At 72.0% G+C, this 18,881-nt stretch carries 17 protein-coding genes and 1 riboswitch; of the genes, 14 read left to right on the top strand and 3 right to left on the bottom strand.

Features of this window, described 5'->3' with window-relative positions:
• Positions 1-2 precede the first annotated feature (2 nt).
• The 3 genes from ACFYYW_RS04735 to ACFYYW_RS04725 are packed head-to-tail and all read left to right on the top strand — an operon-like array spanning position 3 to position 4,264.
• Positions 3-2,039, top strand: a complete 2,037-nt coding sequence (locus ACFYYW_RS04735) for an N-acetylneuraminate synthase family protein (protein WP_387645088.1) — start codon at positions 3-5, stop codon at positions 2,037-2,039.
• 3 nt (positions 2,040-2,042) lie between these two features.
• Positions 2,043-3,029: a glycosyltransferase family 2 protein gene (locus tag ACFYYW_RS04730; protein WP_387645085.1), complete on the top strand. Its 987-nt coding sequence runs from the start codon at positions 2,043-2,045 to the stop codon at positions 3,027-3,029.
• Positions 3,029-4,264, top strand: a complete 1,236-nt coding sequence (locus ACFYYW_RS04725; protein ID WP_387645082.1) for a polysialyltransferase family glycosyltransferase — start codon at positions 3,029-3,031, stop codon at positions 4,262-4,264. Before ACFYYW_RS04730 ends, ACFYYW_RS04725 begins: the two co-directional genes overlap by 1 nt.
• Here the strand turns inward: ACFYYW_RS04725 and ACFYYW_RS04720 are convergent.
• The gene (locus ACFYYW_RS04720; protein ID WP_387645080.1) at positions 4,248-5,426 is read right to left on the bottom strand and encodes a DUF6716 putative glycosyltransferase; all 1,179 of its coding nucleotides are present in this window, start codon (positions 5,424-5,426) and stop codon (positions 4,248-4,250) included. The genes ACFYYW_RS04725 and ACFYYW_RS04720 overlap by 17 nt on opposite strands.
• Entirely contained in the window at positions 5,423-6,367 is a 945-nt protein-coding gene (locus ACFYYW_RS04715) for a hypothetical protein (protein WP_387645078.1), read from the bottom strand. Before ACFYYW_RS04715 ends, ACFYYW_RS04720 begins: the two co-directional genes overlap by 4 nt.
• Before the next feature lie 97 nt (positions 6,368-6,464).
• Between ACFYYW_RS04715 and ACFYYW_RS04710 the strand changes: the two genes are divergently transcribed.
• The 3 genes from ACFYYW_RS04710 (at position 6,465) to ACFYYW_RS04700 (ending at position 9,224) form a co-directional block, all read left to right on the top strand.
• A complete protein-coding gene (locus ACFYYW_RS04710; RefSeq protein WP_387645075.1) occupies positions 6,465-7,286 on the top strand; it encodes an aldo/keto reductase in 822 nt (273 codons plus the stop codon).
• A gap of 19 nt (positions 7,287-7,305) precedes the next feature.
• Positions 7,306-8,259 carry a Gfo/Idh/MocA family protein gene (locus ACFYYW_RS04705; RefSeq protein ID WP_387645072.1) on the top strand — a complete coding sequence of 318 codons (954 nt, stop codon included), beginning with the start codon at positions 7,306-7,308 and terminating at the stop codon, positions 8,257-8,259.
• Between the two features lie 117 nt (positions 8,260-8,376).
• Positions 8,377-8,514, top strand: a riboswitch (cyclic di-AMP (ydaO/yuaA leader).
• A 5-nt stretch (positions 8,515-8,519) separates the two neighbouring features.
• The gene (locus ACFYYW_RS04700; RefSeq protein WP_387645069.1) at positions 8,520-9,224 is read left to right on the top strand and encodes a CHAP domain-containing protein; all 705 of its coding nucleotides are present in this window, start codon (positions 8,520-8,522) and stop codon (positions 9,222-9,224) included.
• Between the two features lie 54 nt (positions 9,225-9,278).
• Here the strand turns inward: ACFYYW_RS04700 and ACFYYW_RS04695 are convergent, their stop codons facing one another.
• Positions 9,279-10,097 (bottom strand): class I SAM-dependent methyltransferase, encoded by an 819-nt coding sequence (locus ACFYYW_RS04695; RefSeq protein WP_387645066.1) that lies wholly within the window; start codon positions 10,095-10,097, stop codon positions 9,279-9,281.
• Between the two features lie 163 nt (positions 10,098-10,260).
• Between ACFYYW_RS04695 and ACFYYW_RS04690 the strand changes: the two genes are divergently transcribed.
• The 8 genes from ACFYYW_RS04690 (at position 10,261) to ACFYYW_RS04655 (ending at position 18,875) form a co-directional block, all read left to right on the top strand.
• Complete coding sequence (locus ACFYYW_RS04690) at positions 10,261-10,689, top strand: YciI family protein (protein ID WP_387645501.1); 429 nt, start codon at positions 10,261-10,263, stop codon at positions 10,687-10,689.
• Positions 10,690-10,734: 45 nt separating this feature from the next.
• Positions 10,735-12,063 (top strand): RNA polymerase sigma factor, encoded by a 1,329-nt coding sequence (locus tag ACFYYW_RS04685; RefSeq protein ID WP_387645063.1) that lies wholly within the window; start codon positions 10,735-10,737, stop codon positions 12,061-12,063.
• A gap of 364 nt (positions 12,064-12,427) precedes the next feature.
• The gene (locus ACFYYW_RS04680; protein ID WP_387645060.1) at positions 12,428-13,768 is read left to right on the top strand and encodes an ABC transporter substrate-binding protein; all 1,341 of its coding nucleotides are present in this window, start codon (positions 12,428-12,430) and stop codon (positions 13,766-13,768) included.
• 56 nt (positions 13,769-13,824) lie between these two features.
• Positions 13,825-14,781 (top strand): carbohydrate ABC transporter permease, encoded by a 957-nt coding sequence (locus ACFYYW_RS04675; RefSeq protein WP_387645058.1) that lies wholly within the window; start codon positions 13,825-13,827, stop codon positions 14,779-14,781.
• Positions 14,778-15,608: a carbohydrate ABC transporter permease gene (locus ACFYYW_RS04670; RefSeq protein WP_352325795.1), complete on the top strand. Its 831-nt coding sequence runs from the start codon at positions 14,778-14,780 to the stop codon at positions 15,606-15,608. Before ACFYYW_RS04675 ends, ACFYYW_RS04670 begins: the two co-directional genes overlap by 4 nt.
• Positions 15,605-17,014: a GH1 family beta-glucosidase gene (locus ACFYYW_RS04665; RefSeq protein WP_387645055.1), complete on the top strand. Its 1,410-nt coding sequence runs from the start codon at positions 15,605-15,607 to the stop codon at positions 17,012-17,014. Before ACFYYW_RS04670 ends, ACFYYW_RS04665 begins: the two co-directional genes overlap by 4 nt.
• Entirely contained in the window at positions 16,995-17,993 is a 999-nt protein-coding gene (locus tag ACFYYW_RS04660; protein WP_387645052.1) for a LacI family DNA-binding transcriptional regulator, read from the top strand. Before ACFYYW_RS04665 ends, ACFYYW_RS04660 begins: the two co-directional genes overlap by 20 nt.
• A 54-nt stretch (positions 17,994-18,047) precedes the next feature.
• Positions 18,048-18,875 carry an aldose 1-epimerase family protein gene (locus ACFYYW_RS04655; protein WP_352325791.1) on the top strand — a complete coding sequence of 276 codons (828 nt, stop codon included), beginning with the start codon at positions 18,048-18,050 and terminating at the stop codon, positions 18,873-18,875.
• Positions 18,876-18,881 lie beyond the last annotated feature (6 nt).

Raw genomic sequence — 18,881 nt, 5'->3', positions numbered from 1 at the left:
ACTTGCGAGTCCTGGCCGTTGTTCCCGCCCGCGGAGGTTCGGCGGGCGTTCCCCTGAAGAACCTCGCCCTGGTCGGGGGCGTCCCGCTGGTCACCCGCGCGGTACGGGCGTGCCTGCGGGCCGAGCTCGTCGACCAGGTCGTGGTCAGCACCGACCACCCGCAGATCGCCGAGACCGCCCGAGCGGCGGGGGCGACCGTGGTGGAGCGGCCCGCGGAGCTGAGCGGCGCGACCGCCTCCAGCGAGTCGGCCGTGCTGCACGCCCTGGACGCGCTCGGCGCGGACCCGGACGTGGTCGTCCTGGTGCAGTGCACCAGCGCGTTCATCGACCCCGAGGACCTGTCGGCGGCCGTGCGCAAGGTCCTGGACGGCGAGGCCGACTCGGTCGTGTCCGGGCTGCCGACGCACGAGTTCCTGTGGACGGCCGCGGGCGCGGGCGTCAACCACGACCCCGCCGTACGGCCGCGCAGGCAGGACCGCGAGCCGCAGTTCCGCGAGAACGGCGCCTTCTACGTCATGCGCACCGCCGGCCTGCGCGAGCACGGCCACCGCTTCTTCGGCGAGGTCGCCGTGCAGCCGGTGCCGCCGCAGCACGCCATCGAGGTCGACGACCCCGAGGACCTGGAGCTGGTGCGCGCCCTGGCGCCGTTCATCGACAAGCCCGAGCCGATCGACGTGGACGCGGTCATCACCGACTTCGACGGCGTGCACACCGACGACCGCGCCTACATCGACTCCGACGGCCGGGAGATGGTCCTGGTCAGCCGCTCGGACGGGATGGGCGTCGCGCTGCTGCGCCGCTCCGGGGTCAAGGTGCTGGTGATGTCCACCGAGCAGAACCCGGTCGTGGCCGCCCGCGCCCGCAAGCTGGGCGTGCCCGTGCTGCAGGGCCTGGCCGAGAAGCGCATCGTGCTGCGCGACTGGCTGGCCATCGAGGGCCTGGACCCGGCGCGGGTGGCCTACGTCGGCAACGACGTCAACGACCTGGGCCCGATGGCCGAGGTCGGCTGGCCGATCGCCACCCCCGACGCGCACCCGCGCGTGCGCGCCGCCGCCCGCGTGGTGCTGACCAGGCCCGGCGGCTCCGGCGCGGTGCGCGAGCTGTGCGACCTGGTGGTGGCCGCCCGGCCCGAGCCGCCCGTCGCCGAGGCCAAGGCCCGGCCGCGGCTCGGCCCGGTCGCGATCGGTGACGTGCTGGTCGGCGACGGCGAGCCGGTGTACGTGATCGGCGAGATCGGCATCAACCACAACGGCGACCTCGACCTCGCCCGCCGGCTCATCGACGTGGCGGCCGACGCGGGCTGCCAGGCGGTCAAGTTCCAGAAGCGCACCCCCGCGATCTGCGTGCCCGAGGAGCAGAAGGGCCAGATCAGGCAGACGCCGTGGGGCGAGATGACGTACCTGGAGTACAAGGAGCGCACCGAGTTCGGTCATGACGAGTACCGGCAGATCGCGAAGTACTGCGACGAGCGCGGCCTGCACTGGTTCGCCTCGCCGTGGGACGTGCCGTCCGTGGAGTTCCTGGAAGACATGGACGTGCTGACGCACAAGATCGCCTCGGCCAGCGTCGCCGACCACGAGCTGCTGCGCGCCCTGGCGGCCACCGGCAAGCCGCTCATCCTGTCCACCGGCATGTCCACGCTGTCGGAGATCGACCAGGCGGTCGAGATCCTCGGCACCGACCGGCTGATCATGATGCACGCCACCTCCACGTACCCGCTGCCGCCGGAGGAGGCCAACCTGCGCACGATCACCACGCTCAAGGAGCGCTACGGCGTGCCGGTCGGCTACTCCGGGCACGAGCGCGGCCTGCAGATCTCCCTGGCCGCGGTCACCCTGGGCGCGGTCTGCGTCGAGCGGCACATCACGCTCGACCGCACCATGTGGGGCTCCGACCACGCCGCCTCGCTGGAGCCGTCGGGGCTGGAGCACCTCGTCCGCGACATCCGCATCATCGAGCAGGCCATGGGCGACGGCGTCAAGCGCGTCTTCCCCGGCGAGGAGGCGCCCAAGGCCCGGCTGCGCCGGGTGACCGTCTGAGTCATGACGCCGACCACTCTCTCCGTCGTCGTGCCGGTGCGTGACGGTGAGCGCTTCATCGCCGACGCGCTCACCTCGCTCGCCCGCAACGCCCGGCCCGACTTCGAGTTCATCGTCGTGGACGACGGCTCCGTGGACGCCACCCCGGACATCATCGCCGACTTCGCCCGCGACCTGCCCGGCCTGGCCGTGCTGCGCAACCCCGCCCCCGTGGGCCTGGCCGACGCCCGCAACACCGGGCTGTCGGCCGCCTCGGGGCGGTTCGTCACGTTCATGGACGGCGACGACTGGCTGGCCCCCGGCTACCTGGCCGGGCTGGTGGCGGCCATCGACGGGCTCGGCTGCGACTTCGTGCGCGTCGACCACGTCCAGGTGGAGGGGCGCAGGCGGGTGGTGCACCGGGCCCCGCTGTCGCGCCGCGGCGTGGTGCTCGACCCCCGCTCGGCGATCCTGCCGGCCGGGGAGCGGACCATGGTGGACTACCCGTACGCATGGGCCGGGGTCTACCGGCGTTCGCTGCGGGACCTGCTGCACTTCCCCGGCTCGCTGCACACCGCCGAGGACCGGCCGTGGATCTGGCGGCTGCACCGGGAGGCGGCCACGTTCGCGGTGGTGCCGATGGCCGGGGTGTTCTACCGGCGGCTGGTGTCCGGGTCGCTGACGCAGGTCGGCGACGAGCGGCAACTGCACTTCTTCGACGCCTTCGAGCTGGTCCTCAAGGACCTGGAGCCGGAGTTCCTGCCCAAGGCGGCGCGCAACTTCTGCGCGCTGCTGGCCCACCACCTGGAGCTCGCGGACCGGTTCACGCCGGCGTTGCGCGCCCGGTTCGAGGAGCGGGGCGCGCAGATGGTCCGCGGCCTGCCGCCCGACCTGGTGGCCGACGCCGTGTCGCGGATGGCCGTCGAGCGGGAGGCCGTGCTGCGCGCCCTGGTTCCCGACATTGCCCCCAGCCCCCACGTCCGGATCCGCCGGGATCGGGAGGATTCCTGATGAAGGTCTTCTACGCCTCGACGCTGTTCGGCGCGATGTCGCTGGCCGCGGCCATCGACGACGGCCGCTTCGGCGCGGGCCGGCGCGTGCTGATCGTGTCGAACAACGCGGCGATCCCCGAGGTGTCGGTGCCGCTCGACGCCACGCCCGGCTTCGCCGCCCTGCGCTCGCGCTTCGACGAGGTGCACTCCTGGAACGAGCTGATCGCCCCGCTGCACCCCTCCGACTGGCGGGCGCGGGTCATCGAGGTGCCGATGTTCGAGCGGCTGATCCGCTCCCACCTGGCGCTGGACGACGTCGAGGAGCTGGTGCTGGAGTCCATCGCGGTGCCGCCCGCACGCACGATCGCCGGCCTGGTGCGCGACTGCCCGATCACCGTCTACTCCGACGGCCTGATGAGCTACGGGCCGACCCGGGACCCGCTGCCCGCGGAGATCTCCCGCCGCATCGAGCGGCTGCTCCACCTCGACCTGGTGCCCGGCCTGACCCCGCTGCTGCTCAGCGAGTACGGCGTGCCGCCCGTCGTGCTGCCCGAGAAGCGCTTCCTCGCGGTCGTGGACGAGGTGGCCGCCACCGCGCCGGACCTGCCCGGTGGGCAGGCGGTCGTCCTGGGCCAGTACCTGTCGGCGCTGGAGATCGTCACGCCGGAGGAGGAGGCCGGGCTGCACGCCTCGATGCTGCGCGCGCTGGCCGCCCGCGGCTGCACCGACGTGGTGTTCAAGCCGCACCCGGCCGCCGGCCGCCGGCACGCGCAACTGCTGCGCGCGGCGGCCGGGCCGCTGGGGGTGCGGCTGACCGTGGCCGGGGAGAGCGTGCCGGCCGAGGTGTGCTTCGCCGCGCAGCGCCCCGAGCTGGTCGTGGGCTGCTTCTCCACCGGCCTGGTGACCGCCCGGCGCTACTTCGGCCTGCCGGTCGCCTCCTTCGGCACCGGCCTGGTGCTGGACCGGCTCACGCCGTACGAGAACAGCAACAGGGTGCCGGCCACGATCGTGGACGCGCTGCTGCCCCGGCTGAACGCCGACGGCGTGATCGACGAGCCGCCGCGCACGGACCTGCCCGCGCTGGTGCGCGCGGTGGGCTACTGCATGCAGGCCGACGCCTATCCCGAGCTGCGCCCGTCGGGCGTCACGTTCGACGGGCGCTACTTCAAGCGCAAGCGCCTGGAGACGCTGGGGCTGGCCGAGCCGCCCTCGGCGCTGTCCAGGCTGCGCAGGAAGATCAGGTCAGCGATCTGAGGTAGCGGCGCACCCGCCGCTTGGCCCGGTAGCCCGCCCGCAACATCGTGGGCGGCACCTCCACCCGCAACCTGGCCCGGCGGCGGGCCGCGGCGTGCTCGGGGCCGTCCAGCAGCGAGCGGGCGGGCGGGCGCGCCCCGTCCGCGGCCAGGCCGGTCAGCAGGGCCGCCCAGTCGTCGCGGCCGGCCGGGTGGAAGTAGTTGGCCTCGCACCAGCGCGGCTCGGCCGTGCGGAAGTCGCCCAGGGCCAGATCGTCGAGCGTGCCGAGCAGGCCGCTGCCCTCGAACACCAGGTTGATCATCTCGGCGCTGACGCCGAAGTCGCTCAGCACCAGCGACGGCACGCCCATGGCGACGGCCTCCAGCGCGGCCGTCGAGCTGACCGTGACGAACCCGGCCGCCCGCGACAGCTGCTCGTGCATCGACCCGGCCGCGAACGTCAGCCTGCCCGGCTCGCCCATCTCGCGCCACAGCCGCTGGTAGTGGTGGCGTTCGTTGTGGGTCTGCCGCTCGTGCTCCAGGGCGCGCAGCTTGACCACGACCTCCAGCCCGGGGCGGCGTCCGGCCAGCTCGGCCAGCGCCAGCAGCACCCGCTCGCGCTCCTCGCGCGCCCGCGGCACCTTGGCCTGGGTGGCGAACACGACCCGATCGCCGCCGCCGGACGCCGTGCCGGGCCGCAGGAACGGCAGCCGGGCCAGCCCGACCGCCCCTCCCCCGCCGAGCCGGCCGGCGATCCCGGAGAACTCGGCCACCTCGCGCTCGCTGTGCACCACGAACAGGTCGCAGCCGCTGCGGAACAGCCACGCCTTCTCCGTGGCCGGGACCGAGATGCCGGGCAGCCCGCTGACGAACACCGGCCGTGCCCGGCCCGCCGGCCGCAGCCCGGCCAGCACGTCGGCCACCAGGACGTCCACCACCGGGCCCGTGCAGCCCACCAGGATCGCGTCGGGGCGGGTGCGCTCGGCCAGGCGGCGCAGCGAGCGCGCCGACAACACCGGCGGCGCCGCGCGCCCGCCCACCGCCGCCGCGATCTGCTCCGGCGAGGGCGCGATCGGGGTGCGCACCACCACCAGCTCGCTCTCGCAGCCCGCGGGCAGGTCGTCGAGCAGGCAGGCCGCCCACTTCAGATACGAGTCGGAGTCGGCTACCGCCAGCACCCTCACCTGGAAGCTCCTGTCAAATGCGATCGCAGGCCGGGGGCCGCCCTGCTCGTCCACCAGTCGTCGGGAACATCTACCGGCTCGACCTCGACGCCGCGCGGGCCGAGCAGCACCCGCAGCGAGGTGATCGCGGTCGAGGGCAGGCTGAGCACCCGCTGGCCGGCGTCCAGGCCGCGCAGCGTCAGCTCGGCCGGCACGCCCGCGTCGTGCACGGTGATGCCGGGACGTTCGCCGATCAGCGCCAGGTCCACGGGGTCCTCGCGGCGGTGCGGGTAGTAGGCCAGCGGCTCGCGCCCGGCCAGGTCGGTCAGCCAGCGCAGGTAGTGGTCACGGTGGACCAGGCCGTTGCGGACCAGGGAGGTGCCGAGGACGACCGTGCGCTCGGCGGGCCCCTGGGCGCTCGGCGGCTGGGCGCGCAGCCAGGCGAAGTCGTGGCGGACGAGGTCGACGCCCGCCCCCCGGACGGCGGCGGCCAGCTCGTCGGGGACGGGCAGGGCGGTGAAGACCGACACCCGGCTCATCCGCAGCCGCAGCGCGGCGGCCAGGCCCAGCAGGGCGCGCGCCCGCGAGGGGGTCGCCCGCGCCCGCAGCAGCGGCCGGAACGGCCCGGCGGCCAGCAGTTCGAGCAGCCTGAGCGTGGCCAGGCCGTCGTCCACGACGACGATGCGGCCGGGGTCGGAGGTCAGCCAGCGCATCTGGACCTTGCCGGAGAACGCGTCGCCCACGGCCTGGACGCGGCGCGGCATGCGCTCGCGCGGCTCGTCCAGCAGCAGGCCGGCGGGCAGGTCGAGGCGGCGCAGCTCCTTGCGGGTGGCGCGCAGCGGACGCAGGCCGGCGCGCGGCACGACCACGGTGTCCGGGCCGAGCAGCCCGGCGTGGTGGGCCTCGACGGCGCACAGCATCTGGAGCGGAGACTCCACCCAGGCCGACGCCTGTCTGACCACTCTGTTTCCCCCAGCCGGTGGATGGCCTTGCACGACCCGCCTCAAGGTAGCCCGGCCTGCTTAAGCCGCAAGAAACGACACGTGAACAATGGAGGGTATGAACTCGCTGATGCTCAACACCGACGGTGTGCAGATACCACAGCTCGGCTTCGGCGTCTGGCAGGTCTCTGCCGACGACGCCGAGCACGCGGTGACGACCGCGCTGCGCGCCGGATACCGGCACGTCGACACCGCCGCCGCCTACGAGAACGAGGAGGGCGTCGGCCGGGCCGTGCGCGCCGCCGGGGTGCCACGGGAGAAGGTGTTCGTCACCACCAAGCTGTGGAACGGCGACCACGAGCGCGCCGAGCAGGCCTTCGACGAGAGCCTGGCCCGGCTGGGCCTCGACTACGTAGATCTTTTCCTGATCCACTGGCCGGTCCCGCAGCAGGACAGGTACGTGCAGGCCTGGCGGGCGCTGGAGAAGATCTACCGGGACGGCCGGGCCAAGGCCATCGGGGTCTCCAACTTCACGGTCGCCACGCTGACCCGGCTGATGGAGGAGACCGACATCACGCCGTCGATCAACCAGATCGAGCTCCACCCGTACTTCCAGCAGCGCGAGATGCGGGCCTTCCACGAGGCCAACGGCATCCTGACCGAGGCGTGGAGCCCGCTCGGGCAGGGCAAGGGGCTGCTGGCCGACCCGGCGCTGCGCGTGCTGTCGGAGAAGTACGGCAAGACTCCCGCCCAGATCGTGCTCCGCTGGCACCTGCAGCTCGGCAACGTGGTGATCCCCAAGTCGGTCACGCCGTCGCGGATCGAGGAGAACATCGACGTGTTCGACTTCATCCTCGACACCGAGGACATGGCGGCCATCGGCGCGATGAACGCGGGGCGGCGGATCGGGCCCGACCCCGACTCGTTCAACCTGACCTGAGCGCTCTACGATCTCGGTCGTGCGAGATTTCACCTGGGGAATAGCGGCGACCGGCGGCATCGCGCGTACCGTGGGGGCGGCCATCGTGGCCGAGCCCGGCATGCGGGTGGGCGCCGTCGGCTCGCGGAGCCCGCTCAGGGCGCGGGCGCTGGCCGACGAGCTGGGCGCGGAGTCGGCCTACGGCTCCTACGAGGCCCTGTGCGCCGATCCGGCCCTCGACGCCATCTACGTCGCCACGCCGCACGCCCAGCATCTGCAGGTGGCCGAGGCCGCCATCGCGGCGGGCAAGTCGGTGCTGTGCGAGAAGCCGCTGGCGGCCGACGTGGCCGACGCCGAGCGCATGGTGGCGCTGGCCCGCGCGGCCGGGGTCTTCCTCATGGAGGCCATGTGGATGCGCTTCAACCCGCTCATCCAGCAGGTGGCGGCCGATCCGCGCTTCGGTGAGATCCGGTCGGTGCGGGCCTCGTTCGGCTTCGCGCTGCCCTACGACCCCGCCCACCGGCTGTGGGCGCCGGAGCTGGGCGGCGGGGCCCTGCTCGACCTGGGGATCTACCCGTTCGGGCTGGCCCAGCTGCTGCTCGGCATGCCCGCGGAGCTGCGCATGGCCGGCTCGCTGGCGCCCAGCGGGGTCGACGCCGAGGCCGGCGGGCTGCTGCTGTACCCGGACGGGCGGCGGGCCCTGGTCGACGTGTCGCTGCTGGCACATCACGCCAACGACGCGAGCGTGGTGGGCACGTCGATGCGGGCCGACATCCTGGCGCCGTTCTGGGCGCCGCAGCGGGTGCTGCTGTCGGGGCCGTCGATGGAGACGGAGGAGCTGGTGCTCGACCCGGCCGACAACGGTTACGCGGGCGAGCTGCGCGAGGTGCGCGCGGCCACGGTCGAGGGCCGCACGGAGAGCGCGATCATGCCGCTTGACGAATCCCTTGCCATGATGGGGCTTCTGGCCGAGGCGCGGGCGCAACTCGCCTAGCTGGACCTTTAGCCACTTGCCTGACTCTTGCCCGATGTATTACCTTGTGGGGCATCTCGCGGCAGACGTCCGGTTTGTCCGGCTTTGTCCAACCATCGCAAGACATTTCACAGGATCGTCCTGTGACCGCTGAATCCGCCTCCGGGCGGAACCGGGGACCCACGTCCTTTGGGGTGAATCGGCACTTCGGTGCCGTAGGGCAGCTTCCACGTCCGAACCCGTCAGCTAACCCGGTAAGCGGCATGGAAGCAAGGAGTCACATGCCCTCGATGGCCAAGCACCGTCCCCTCCGTGCCCCGAAGATCACCTACGCCCGCGCCGCGCTCGGCGCGGCCGTCCTCGCCTCCGCCCTCGGCGCCCACGCCACCGCTGCCGCCGCCGACAGCGCCGGCCCGGCCGCCGCGACCGGCCACTCGGCCGTCGCGCCACAGGCCGCCGCCCACACCCGCAAGGCGGAGGAGACCCAGGTCAACGTCACCGCCCAGCAGGTCCTGGCGATGGCCAGGGCCCAGGTCGGCACCTCCGAGAACGCCTACGGCGGCGGCACCAAGTTCCAGAAGTGGTACGCCGACTCCCAGCGCGCCGCCGAGACCATCGCCCGCGACGGCGGCACCCGCGCGATGTACCTGAACGCCCCCTGGTGCTCGATCTTCGTCTCCTGGGTCGGCGAGCACACCGGCGCCCGCCCCCAGGTCGGCTGGGACGCCTGGACCGTGGCCCACGCCAAGTGGTTCGCCGCCAACGACCGCTGGGGCACCGAGGCCAGGCCCGGCGCGGTGGTCTTCTTCTCCTGGGGCGGCAGCAAGAGCCTGGACGCTATCCAGCACGTCGGCTTCGTCGTCAAGGACAACGGCGACGGCACGATCTCCACGATCGAGGGCAACACCGGCAACGGCAAGGTCGAGGAGCGCGTCCGTCCGAAGTCGCAGGTCGTCGGCTACGGATACCCCCAGTACGCGAGCTGACCTCCCGCCGCTCCGAGCGCGCGTCCCGCACGAGGGACGCGCGCTCGCCGCGTCTCAGGGCCGGACCGCCACCAGCGAGTAGAGGATCGGCAGGTGCGAGTCCCCGAACGGGAACCGGTACCGGCCGTCCGGGCCCTCGGGCAGCAGGCCGCGCGGGTCGAGGTCGGTCTCGACGTGCTCGCCCAGCTCGGCCACCGTGAACCCGGCGCGCGCCGCCGCCGTGACGATCTCCCCCACCGAGTACGGGTACTCGACCGCCTCATGCGTCTCGGTCACCACCGCGGCGTCGGCGTACGTGCCGGTCACCGTCTCCTTGTGGGCCTGGCCGCCGCCGTAGGGCCAGTCGGCCACCAGCGGATCGAGCGAGGCCACCGTCTGGTAGGCCGGATGCAGGTCGACCAGCACCAGCCGCCCGCCGGGCCGCAGCACCATGGCCGCGCCGCGCATCCAGGCGTCCAGGTCGCCGATCCAGCACAGGACGCCGTACGTGGCCACCGCCACGTCGAAGCCGCCGGCCAGCTCCGCCGGCAGCCGCTGCGTGTCGGCCTCCACGAACGTGGCCGCCAGCCCGGCCCTGGCCGCCAGGTCGCGGGCGCGCTCGACCGCCACCGGGGAGAAGTCGACGCCGGTCACCCGCGCTCCGAGGCGGGCCCAGCTCAGCGTGTCCAGGCCGAAGTGGCACTGCAGGTGGAGCAGGTCCCGGCCGGCGACGTCGCCGGCCAGGCGGCGTTCGAGCGGGTAGAGCGTCTGCCGGCCGGCGAGGAAGGCGTCGACGTCGTAGAACCGGTCGGTGGAGGTGGAGCCGTGAACGCGGGCACGCTCGTCCCACAGGGCCCGGTTGGGGACGGGGGCGTCTTGTGCGGGTTGGGGCATGGGGCGAGGATGGCACATCGGCCACCCGGCCGCACGACCGGTACGGTGCCCTGGAAGCGGACGGCCGGCGCCCGCGTGTCGATCCGGCCGGCGCCCGTTCGACGCTTCGGCGAGGCCGGCTCCGCCCCGGGGCCGCGGACGGAAGGACGCCAGGGTGAAATTCATGATCGTCGGCAAGGCGAACGGGGAGACCGAGGCCGGGGCGCTGCCCAGCCAGGAGCTCGTCGACAACATGCACGCCTACAACGAGGCGCTGGCCAAGGCGGGGGTGCTGCTGGCCGCCGAAGGGCTCTACCCGAGCTCGCAGGGCGCGCAGATCGCCTACAGCGGCGGCCGGGCCACGGTGATCGACGGCCCGTTCACCGAGGCCAAGGAGCTGATCGCGGGGTTCTGGCTGATCCAGGTGAAGTCCAGGGAGGAGGCTCTGGAATGGGCCATGCGCGTGCCCGTCCCGGAAGGCTATGACGGCATCGGCCTGGACGTGTGGCGGGTGTACGACGCCTCCGACGCGCCCGACGCGGCCTCGTCCGACCCGGCGGAGATCGAGCGGGAGAAGGCCATGCGCCGGCGTCTGGACGGGCGGGAGAGCTGACCTCGGCTTGCGGACCCAGGACGGTGCTGGTGTCATGAGCCGGTGATGGCTTCCGACACCCACCGGGCGATCGAGGCGGTCTGGCGGATCGAGGCCCCCCGGCTCATCGCCGGCCTGGCCGGGCTGGTCCGCGACGTCGGCCTGGCCGAGGAGCTGGCCCAGGACGCGCTGGTCGCGGCCCTGGAGCAGTGGCCGGACTCGGGCGTGCCACGCAACCCGGGCGCCTGGCTGATGACGGTGTCCAAGCGCCGCGCCGTCGACCTGATCCGCAGGAACGAGCGGATGTCCCGCAACCTGGCCGAGCTGGGCCACCGGCTGGAGAGCGCCGCGGAGCCGCCCGAACCCGACGAGATCGAGGACGACCTGCTGCGGCTGGTCTTCACCGCCTGCCATCCGGTGTTGTCGATGGAGGCGCGGGTGGCCCTGACGCTGCGGGTGCTCGGCGGCCTGAGCACCGACGAGATCGCCCGCGCGTTCCTGGTGCCGGAGCCGACCGCCGCCCAGCGGATCGTGCGGGCCAAGCGCACCCTGGCCGACCGGAAGGTCCCGTTCGAGGTGCCGCAGGGCCCCGAGCTGGCCGGACGCCTGTCGTCCGTGCTGGAGGTCATCTACCTGATCTTCAACGAGGGGTACTCGGCGACCGCGGGCGACGACTGGATGCGGCCCGGCCTGTGCGAGGACGCCCTGCGGCTGGGTCGGGTGCTGGCGGGGCTGATGCCCGCCGAGCCGGAGGTGCACGGGCTGGTCGCGCTCATGGAGATCCAGGCGTCCAGGGCGGCGGCCCGGGTGGGGCCGTCCGGCGAGCCGGTGCTGCTGCTGGAGCAGGACCGCACCCGCTGGGACCGGCTGCTCATCGGCCGCGGGCTGGCGGCCCTGGCCCGAGCAGAGCAACTGGCCGGGGAACGAGACCGGGAGCGAGACGAGGAACGGGCCGGGGAGCGAGACGAAAAGCAGGCCGGGGGGCGAGACGAGGAACGGGCCGGGGAGCCGGCGGGCGCCGCGGGGCCGTACACGCTGCAGGCCGCGATCGCGGCCTGCCACGCCCGCGCGTTCGACCCCGGCGACACCGACTGGGTGCGCATCGCGAGCCTGTACGAGTCGCTGGCCCGCCTGGCCCGCTCCCCCGTCGTCGAGCTCAACCGCGCGGTGGCGCTGTCGATGGCCTACGGCCCGGCCGTGGGCCTTGACCTGCTCGACCAGATCGTGGACGAGCCGTCGCTCAAGGGCTACCACCTGCTGCCGAGCGTCCGCGGCGACCTGCTGTTCCGGCTGGGCCGGCACGAGGAGGCGCGGGCCGAGTTCGAACGGGCCGCCGCGATGACCCGCAACTCCCGCGAACGCGCCCTGCTGCGCGAACGCGCCGCCGCCTGCTGAGCGCCGCCTCCCCCGACCGCCTGGCGCCGAGCCGGTCACTGGAACGTTCCAGGATGCCGTCACGCTCCGTGACAGCCGGACCTGACCGGGAGCAAGCCCGCAGGGTCCGGGCGACATGCCCTTGATGCGGCACGAAAGATGTCTCTTGAGGTGGGAGCGCTCCCAAACGGCCCTTCACACCCTTCATCCCCTTAAATCCTGTTTACGGGGGGCAAAACGCACGATTGGTAACGGTTCCGTTTCGGCGGATTGACGGACACAGCCGGTAAGTGCACCCTTTGTGGGAGCGCTCCCAAACACTCCCACCGCGGCGGAGCGCATGCCGCGGTGCACCTCCCATCAGTCACCCGAGAAGGGGTCTCCCATGATGATCAGCAAGCGTCGCGGTCTGGCCGCGGCCTCAGCCCTGGCCGCGGCGGCGCTGACCGTCGCGTCGTGCGGCAGCGGCGACACGCCGGCCGCCGGCAACAGCCCCGCCTCCTCCGCGGCGGCGGCCGAGCCCGTCACCATCCGGGTGCAGACCTTCGGCGGCGGCTCCAACTTCGGCTACAAGAACGCCATCGCGAAGTGGAACGCCGAGCACAAGGACATCCAGATCAAGGAAGAGCACCTGACCGACCAGTTCGAGCAGCAGTACTGGCCCCAGATGATCCAGTGGCTGCAGTCGGGCAACGGCGCGGGCGACGTCGTCGGCATCGACGAGGGCGGCATGGGCCTGGCCAAGGCGCACCCCGAGTGGTGGGCCGACCTCAAGGAGTACGGCCTTGAGGGCCGCAAGGCCGACTACCCCGCCTGGAAGTGGGAGAACGGCGTGACGGCCGACGGCAAGGTCTTCGGCCTCGGCACGGACATCGGCGGCATGAGCCTGTGCTACCGCACGGACCTGTTCAAGAAGGCCGGGCTGCCCACGGACCGCGAGAAGGTCGCCGCCCTGTGGCCGACGTGGGACGACTTCATGAAGGTCGGCCAGCAGTTCCAGGCGAAGGTGAAGGACACCAAGTTCACCGACGGCACCAACACGCTCTACAACGTGGTGCTGTACCAGGAGGCGGCCAAGAACGGCAACGTCGCCTACTTCGACAAGGACAACAACCTCATCGTCGACAAGAACCCGGCGGTGAAGGCGGGCTTCGACTTCGCCTCCAAGCTCAGCCAGTCCGGCCTGACGGCCAAGCTGCGCAACTTCACCGACGAGTGGGCGGCGGGCACCCAGAAGGGCGCCTTCGCCACGGTCGGCTGCCCGTCCTGGATGCTCGGCGTGGTCTCCGGCAACGCCGGTGACGGCATGAAGGGCAAGTGGGACGTCGCCTCGGTGCCCGGCGGCGGCGGCAACTGGGGCGGCTCGTGGGTGGCCGTGCCCAAGCAGTCCAAGCACCCGAAGGAGGCCGCGCAGGTCGCCGACTACCTGACCAGCGCGCAGACCGAGGCGAGCATCTTCACCGACTTCGGCAACATGCCGAGCAACAGCAAGGCCCAGGCCGACGCCGCCGTGCAGGGCGCGAAGAACGAGTTCTTCAGCGACGCCCCGATCGGTGAGATCTTCGCCAAGTCCGCGGAGAGCCTGCAGCCGGTCTTCCTCGGGGTGAAGCACGCGCAGGTCAAGAACGCGGTCGAGTCGGTCATCCAGGGCATGGACGACGGCTCGGTGGCCTACGACAAGGCCTGGCAGCAGCTGGTCGACGACGCGGTGAAGGCCGCGGGCTGATCTTGCTCCGCCCGGCCCGCGACTGGCGGGCCGGGCTTGCCGCCGAAAGGTCTGTTATGAGCTTCGACTCTCATCCGCGGCCGGCGCGGGGCAACCGTCGCCGCGCCCGCCCACCCGGCCGCCTCTGGCGTTCCCGACTCGACGTCAAGGCCATGCCGTACGCCCTGGTGTCCCCGTACTTCCTGCTGTTCGCCGCCTTCGGGCTGTTCCCGCTGGCCTTCACGCTCTACTACTCGCTCTACAAGTACAGCCTGACCGGCGAGACCACGTGGGCCGGGCTGGGCAACTACGCCGCGCTGCTGGCCGACGAGGACTTCTGGAACGCCGTCACCAACACCGTCGGCATCTTCCTGCTGGCCACGGTCCCGCAGATGCTGATGGCCCTGTTCCTGGCCAACGCGCTGAACAAGAAGCTGCGCTGGCGCCTGCCGATCCGCATGAGCGTGCTGCTGCCGCTGGTCACCTCGGTGGTCGCGGTCGCCGTGGTGTTCACCCAGCTGTTCGCGCGCGACTGGGGCCTGGTCAACTGGGTCCTGGGCTGGTTCGGCGGGGACAAGATCAACTGGCGGGCCGAGCGTTTCCCGTCCTGGCTGGCCATCGCCGCGATGGTCGACTGGCGCTGGACGGGCTACAACGCCATCATCTTCCTGGCCGGCATGCAGACGATCCCCAAGGACCTGTACGAGGCGGCCGCCATCGACGGCGCGTCCCGGCGGCGCCAGTTCTGGCAGATCACGCTGCCGATGCTGCGCCCGACCATGATCTTCGTGGTGCTCAACTCCACGATCGGCGGCCTGACGCTGTTCTCCGAGCCGACCACCTTCTACAACGGCAACGTGGACGGCGGCTCGCAGGGCCAGTTCCAGACGGTGGCGATGTTCGTCGTCAAGCAGGGCTTCCGCGAGTTCGACTACGGCTATGCCGCGGCGGCCGCCTGGCTGCTGTTCCTGCTGATCCTCATCGGCGCGGCCGTCAACTTCCTGTTCGTCCGGCGGATCGGAGGCGCCAAGTGACCGGCTGGAAACCGACCGTCATGACGCGGGTCATGCTCGGCGTGGCCATCTTCCTGTCGGCGTTCCCGCTGTACTGGATGCTCGTCATCGCCTCGCGCACGAACTCCGACGCCGTGTCGGTGCCGCCGAAGTTCCTGCCCGGCGGCAACCTCGGCGAGAACATCGTCGCGGTGCTGGAGAACGAGGACGCGCACTTCCTGCTCGGCCTGACCAACTCCTTCGTCAGCGCGGCGATCGTCACCGTGTCGGTGGTGATCATCTCCACGCTGGCCGGGTTCGCCTTCGCCAGCCTGCAGTTCAGGGGCCGCAACATCCTGCTGCTGCTCGTGCTGCTGACGATGGCGGTGCCGCTGCAGCAGATGGGCGTGGTCCCGCTCTACCGCATGATGGTGAGCCTGGAGTGGACCGGCACGCTGAAGGCCATCATCCTGCCGTACCTGCTCAACGGGTTCGGCGTGTTCCTGATGACCCAGTACACGCGCCAGGCCGTGCCGAACGAACTGGTCGAGGCGGCCAGGGTGGACGGCGCGGCGACGCTGCGGATCTGGTGGAACGTCGTGCTGCCGGCCGTGCGTCCGGGCATGGCGGTGCTCGGCATCAACACCTTCATGCTCATGTGGAACGACTACATGTGGCCGCTGATCGTGCTGACGCCGGACAACCCGACCGTGCAGATCGCCATCAACTCGCTCAACGCGCGCTACTCGACCAGCTACTCGCTGATCTTCGCGGGTACCGCGCTGTCCATCATTCCGCTCATCGCGGTATTCGTCGCATTCGGCCGCCAGATCGTCGGCGGACTCATGGAAGGTGCGGTCAAGGCGTGACGACACAAGAGGAACAGATTCGTCCCGGGCTGCGCTTCCCTCCCGGTTTCGCGTTCGGCGCGGCCACCTCGGCGTACCAGATCGAGGGCGCGGTCACCGAGGACGGACGCGGCCCGTCCATCTGGGACACCTTCACCAAGACCCCGGGGCGGGTGCTCAACGGGCACCACGGGGACGTGGCCATGGACCACTACCACCGCTACCGGCAGGACGTCGCCATCATGGCGGACCTGGGCCTGACGGCCTACCGCTTCTCGGTGTCCTGGCCGCGGATCCAGCCGACCGGCTCGGGCGCGGTCAACCAGAAGGGCCTGGACTTCTACAAGCGGCTCACCGACGAGCTCCAGAACAACGGCATCGACCCGTGGCTGACCCTCTACCACTGGGACCTGCCGCAGGAGCTGGAGGACAAGGGCGGCTGGCCCAACCGCGACACGGCCTACCGCTTCGCCGAGTACGCCACGATCGTGCACGACGCGCTGAAGGACCACGTCCACACCTTCAGCACGGTCAACGAGCCGTGGTGCGCCGCGTTCCTCGGCTACGCCTCGGGCGAGCACGCCCCGGGCCGGCGTGAGCCGCGCAACGCGATCAGGGGCGCGCATCACCTCAACCTCGCCCACGGCCTGGCCGTCCAGGCGATGGACGCGCGCCGCGCCGGCGGCTGCGTCAACCTGTACGCGATCTCCCCCGAGACCGGCAGCGAGGCCGACCTGGACGCGGCCCGCCGTATCGACGGCCTGCAGAACCGGTTCTTCCTGGACGCGCTGCTGACCGGCCGCTACCCCGAGGACGTGCTGAACGACATCCCGATCGACGACGACCTCGTGCGGCCGGGCGACATGAAGATCATCAACGCGCCGATCGACGTGCTGCTGGTGAACTACTACAGCCGCTTCACGGTCTCCGGCGCGCCCGGCGGCAAGGCGTCGGCGGCGGCGGCCCCCACGGACACGGCCTCGCCGTGGGTGGGCAGCGAGCACGTCTCGTTCGTCAACGGCGGCCGCCCGGTCACCGCGATGGGCTGGGAGATCGACGAGGACGGCCTGGTGGAGGTGCTCACCCGGGTGGCGCGGGACTACCCGCCGATCCCGATGGTGGTCTCCGAGAACGGCGCCGCCTTCGACGACGTGCTGGCCGACGGCCGCATCCACGACGCGCAGCGGCAGGCGTACGTGGAGGCGCACCTCGGCGCGTGCCGGCAGGCGATCGACGCGGGCGTGCCCCTGCAGGGCTATTTCGCCTGGTCGCTGATGGACAACTTCGAATGGGCCTGGGGCTACGGCAAGCGTTTCGGCCTGGTCCACGTCGACTTCGACACCCAGGAGCGGCTGCTGAAGGACAGCGCGCACTGGTACTCGGAGATCATCCGGCAGAATAGGCGACATGAACCGACCGACTCTTGAGGCAGTCGCGGCTCGGGCCGGTGTGGGCCGGGGCACGGTGTCGAGAGTCATCAACGGCTCGCCGAACGTCAGCGCCAAGGCCCGCGAGGCCGTCGAGCTGGCCATCCGCGAGCTGGGCTACGTGCCCAACAGGGCGGCGCGTGCCCTCGTCACGCGCCGCACGGACACGGTCGCCCTGGTGGTGTCGGAGTCCCAGTTCCGGGTCTTCGACGAGCCGTACTTCGCCGGCACCATCCGCGGCATCGGCTCGGCGCTGGCCGAGACCGGGCTGCAGCTGATCCTGGCGATGGCGCGCTCCCCCGAGGAGCACGAGCGGCTGGAGACCTACCTGACGGGGCAGCACGTCGACGGCGTGCTGCTGCTGTCGCTGCACGGCGCCGACCCGCTGCCGGGCAGGCTGGAGCAGATGGGCGTGCCGACCGTGCTCGGCGGCAGGCCCGTCGGCCTCGACCCCTACAGCTTCGTGGACATGGACAACAGGGCGGGGGCCCGGCAGGCGGTCAAACACCTGCTGGGCCTCGGCCGGGGCGCGATCGCCACGATCGCCGGCTCCCAGGACATGGGCGTGGGCGTCGACCGTCTGGCCGGCTACCGCGACGCGCTGCTGCCCTCGGGGCTGCCGGAGATCGTGGCCTTCGGCGACTTCTCCGAGGAGAGCGGCGCCACCGCCATGCAGGAGCTGCTGGAGAGCCATCCCGATCTCGACGCGGTCTTCGCCGCCTCCGACCCGATGGCCCTGGGCGCGATGCGCGTGCTCAAGGCCGCGGGCAAGGCGATCCCGGGCGACGTCGCCGTGATCGGCTTCGACGACTCCAAGGCCGCGCTGCACGCCGATCCGCCGCTGACCACCGTCCACCAGCCCACGGAGGCCATGGGCCGCCAGATGGCCCAGCTCCTCGTGGCCCGCATCAACGGCGAGGAACTGCGTCAGCCCGTGGTGATCCTCGACACGCACCTGGTTCGCCGAGAGTCTGCCTGACCAGGCGTTATCCTGGCCCGGCTGCTCGCACGCCCGACGAAAGGACCTTCTCCCGTGCCCCAGCTCGAAGGCGGCGGCTACACCGCGCAGATCAGCCCGCGCGGCGCCGCGCTCAGAACGCTCCGGCACGGCGGGCGCGACCTCGTGACCACCTGGCCCGAGCAGGGCCCGGTCCCCTACTTCGCGGGCACCGTCCTGGCTCCCTGGCCCAACCGGGTGGGCGGCGCCGGCTACGCCTTCCAGGGCCGCTCGCACCGGCTGGAGGTGACCGAGCCCGACCGCGGTCACGCGCTGCACGGCCTGGTCGCCGTCGTCGACTGGAAGGTGGCCGAGGCCGAGGCCGATCGGGCGCGCCTGACGTACGAGCTGGCCGAGGCGCCCGGTTACCCGTTCACGCTGGCGCTGTCGGCCGAGCACCGGCTCGACGCGGGCGGCCTGACCACGACGGTCACGGCCCGCAACACCGGCGAGGCCGACGCCCCCTACGGCTGCGGGCCCCACCCGTGGCTGCTGGGCGAGGAGCTGGAGCTGCCCGCCGCCCGCTACCTGACGACCGACGACCGGCTGCTGCCGGCCGGCCTGGCCGACGTCGCCGGCACCCCGTACGACTTCAGGAAGCCGCGCCCGGTCGGCGACACCGTGATCGACCACGCCTTCACCGGGCTCGACCGCGGCGAGGTGCGGGTGGGCGCGGTGCGCGTCGGCTGGGACCCGGCGGTGCTGCCGTGGGTGCAGGTGTGCACGAGCCGGCAGCTCGGCTACGAGGGCGTCGCGGTCGAGCCGATGACCTGCCCGCCCGACGCCTTCAACTCCGGCACCGACCTGGTCGTGCTGCGGCCGGGCGACGAACACGTGGCGAGCTGGACGATCAGCGTCGCCTGAACCCGG

The organism is Nonomuraea sp. NPDC001831 (genome assembly GCF_042892035.1).
Classification (GTDB): domain Bacteria; phylum Actinomycetota; class Actinomycetes; order Streptosporangiales; family Streptosporangiaceae; genus Nonomuraea.
Note: the sequence above shows the minus strand (reverse complement) of the source record. Positions and strands in the feature narration are given on the sequence as shown.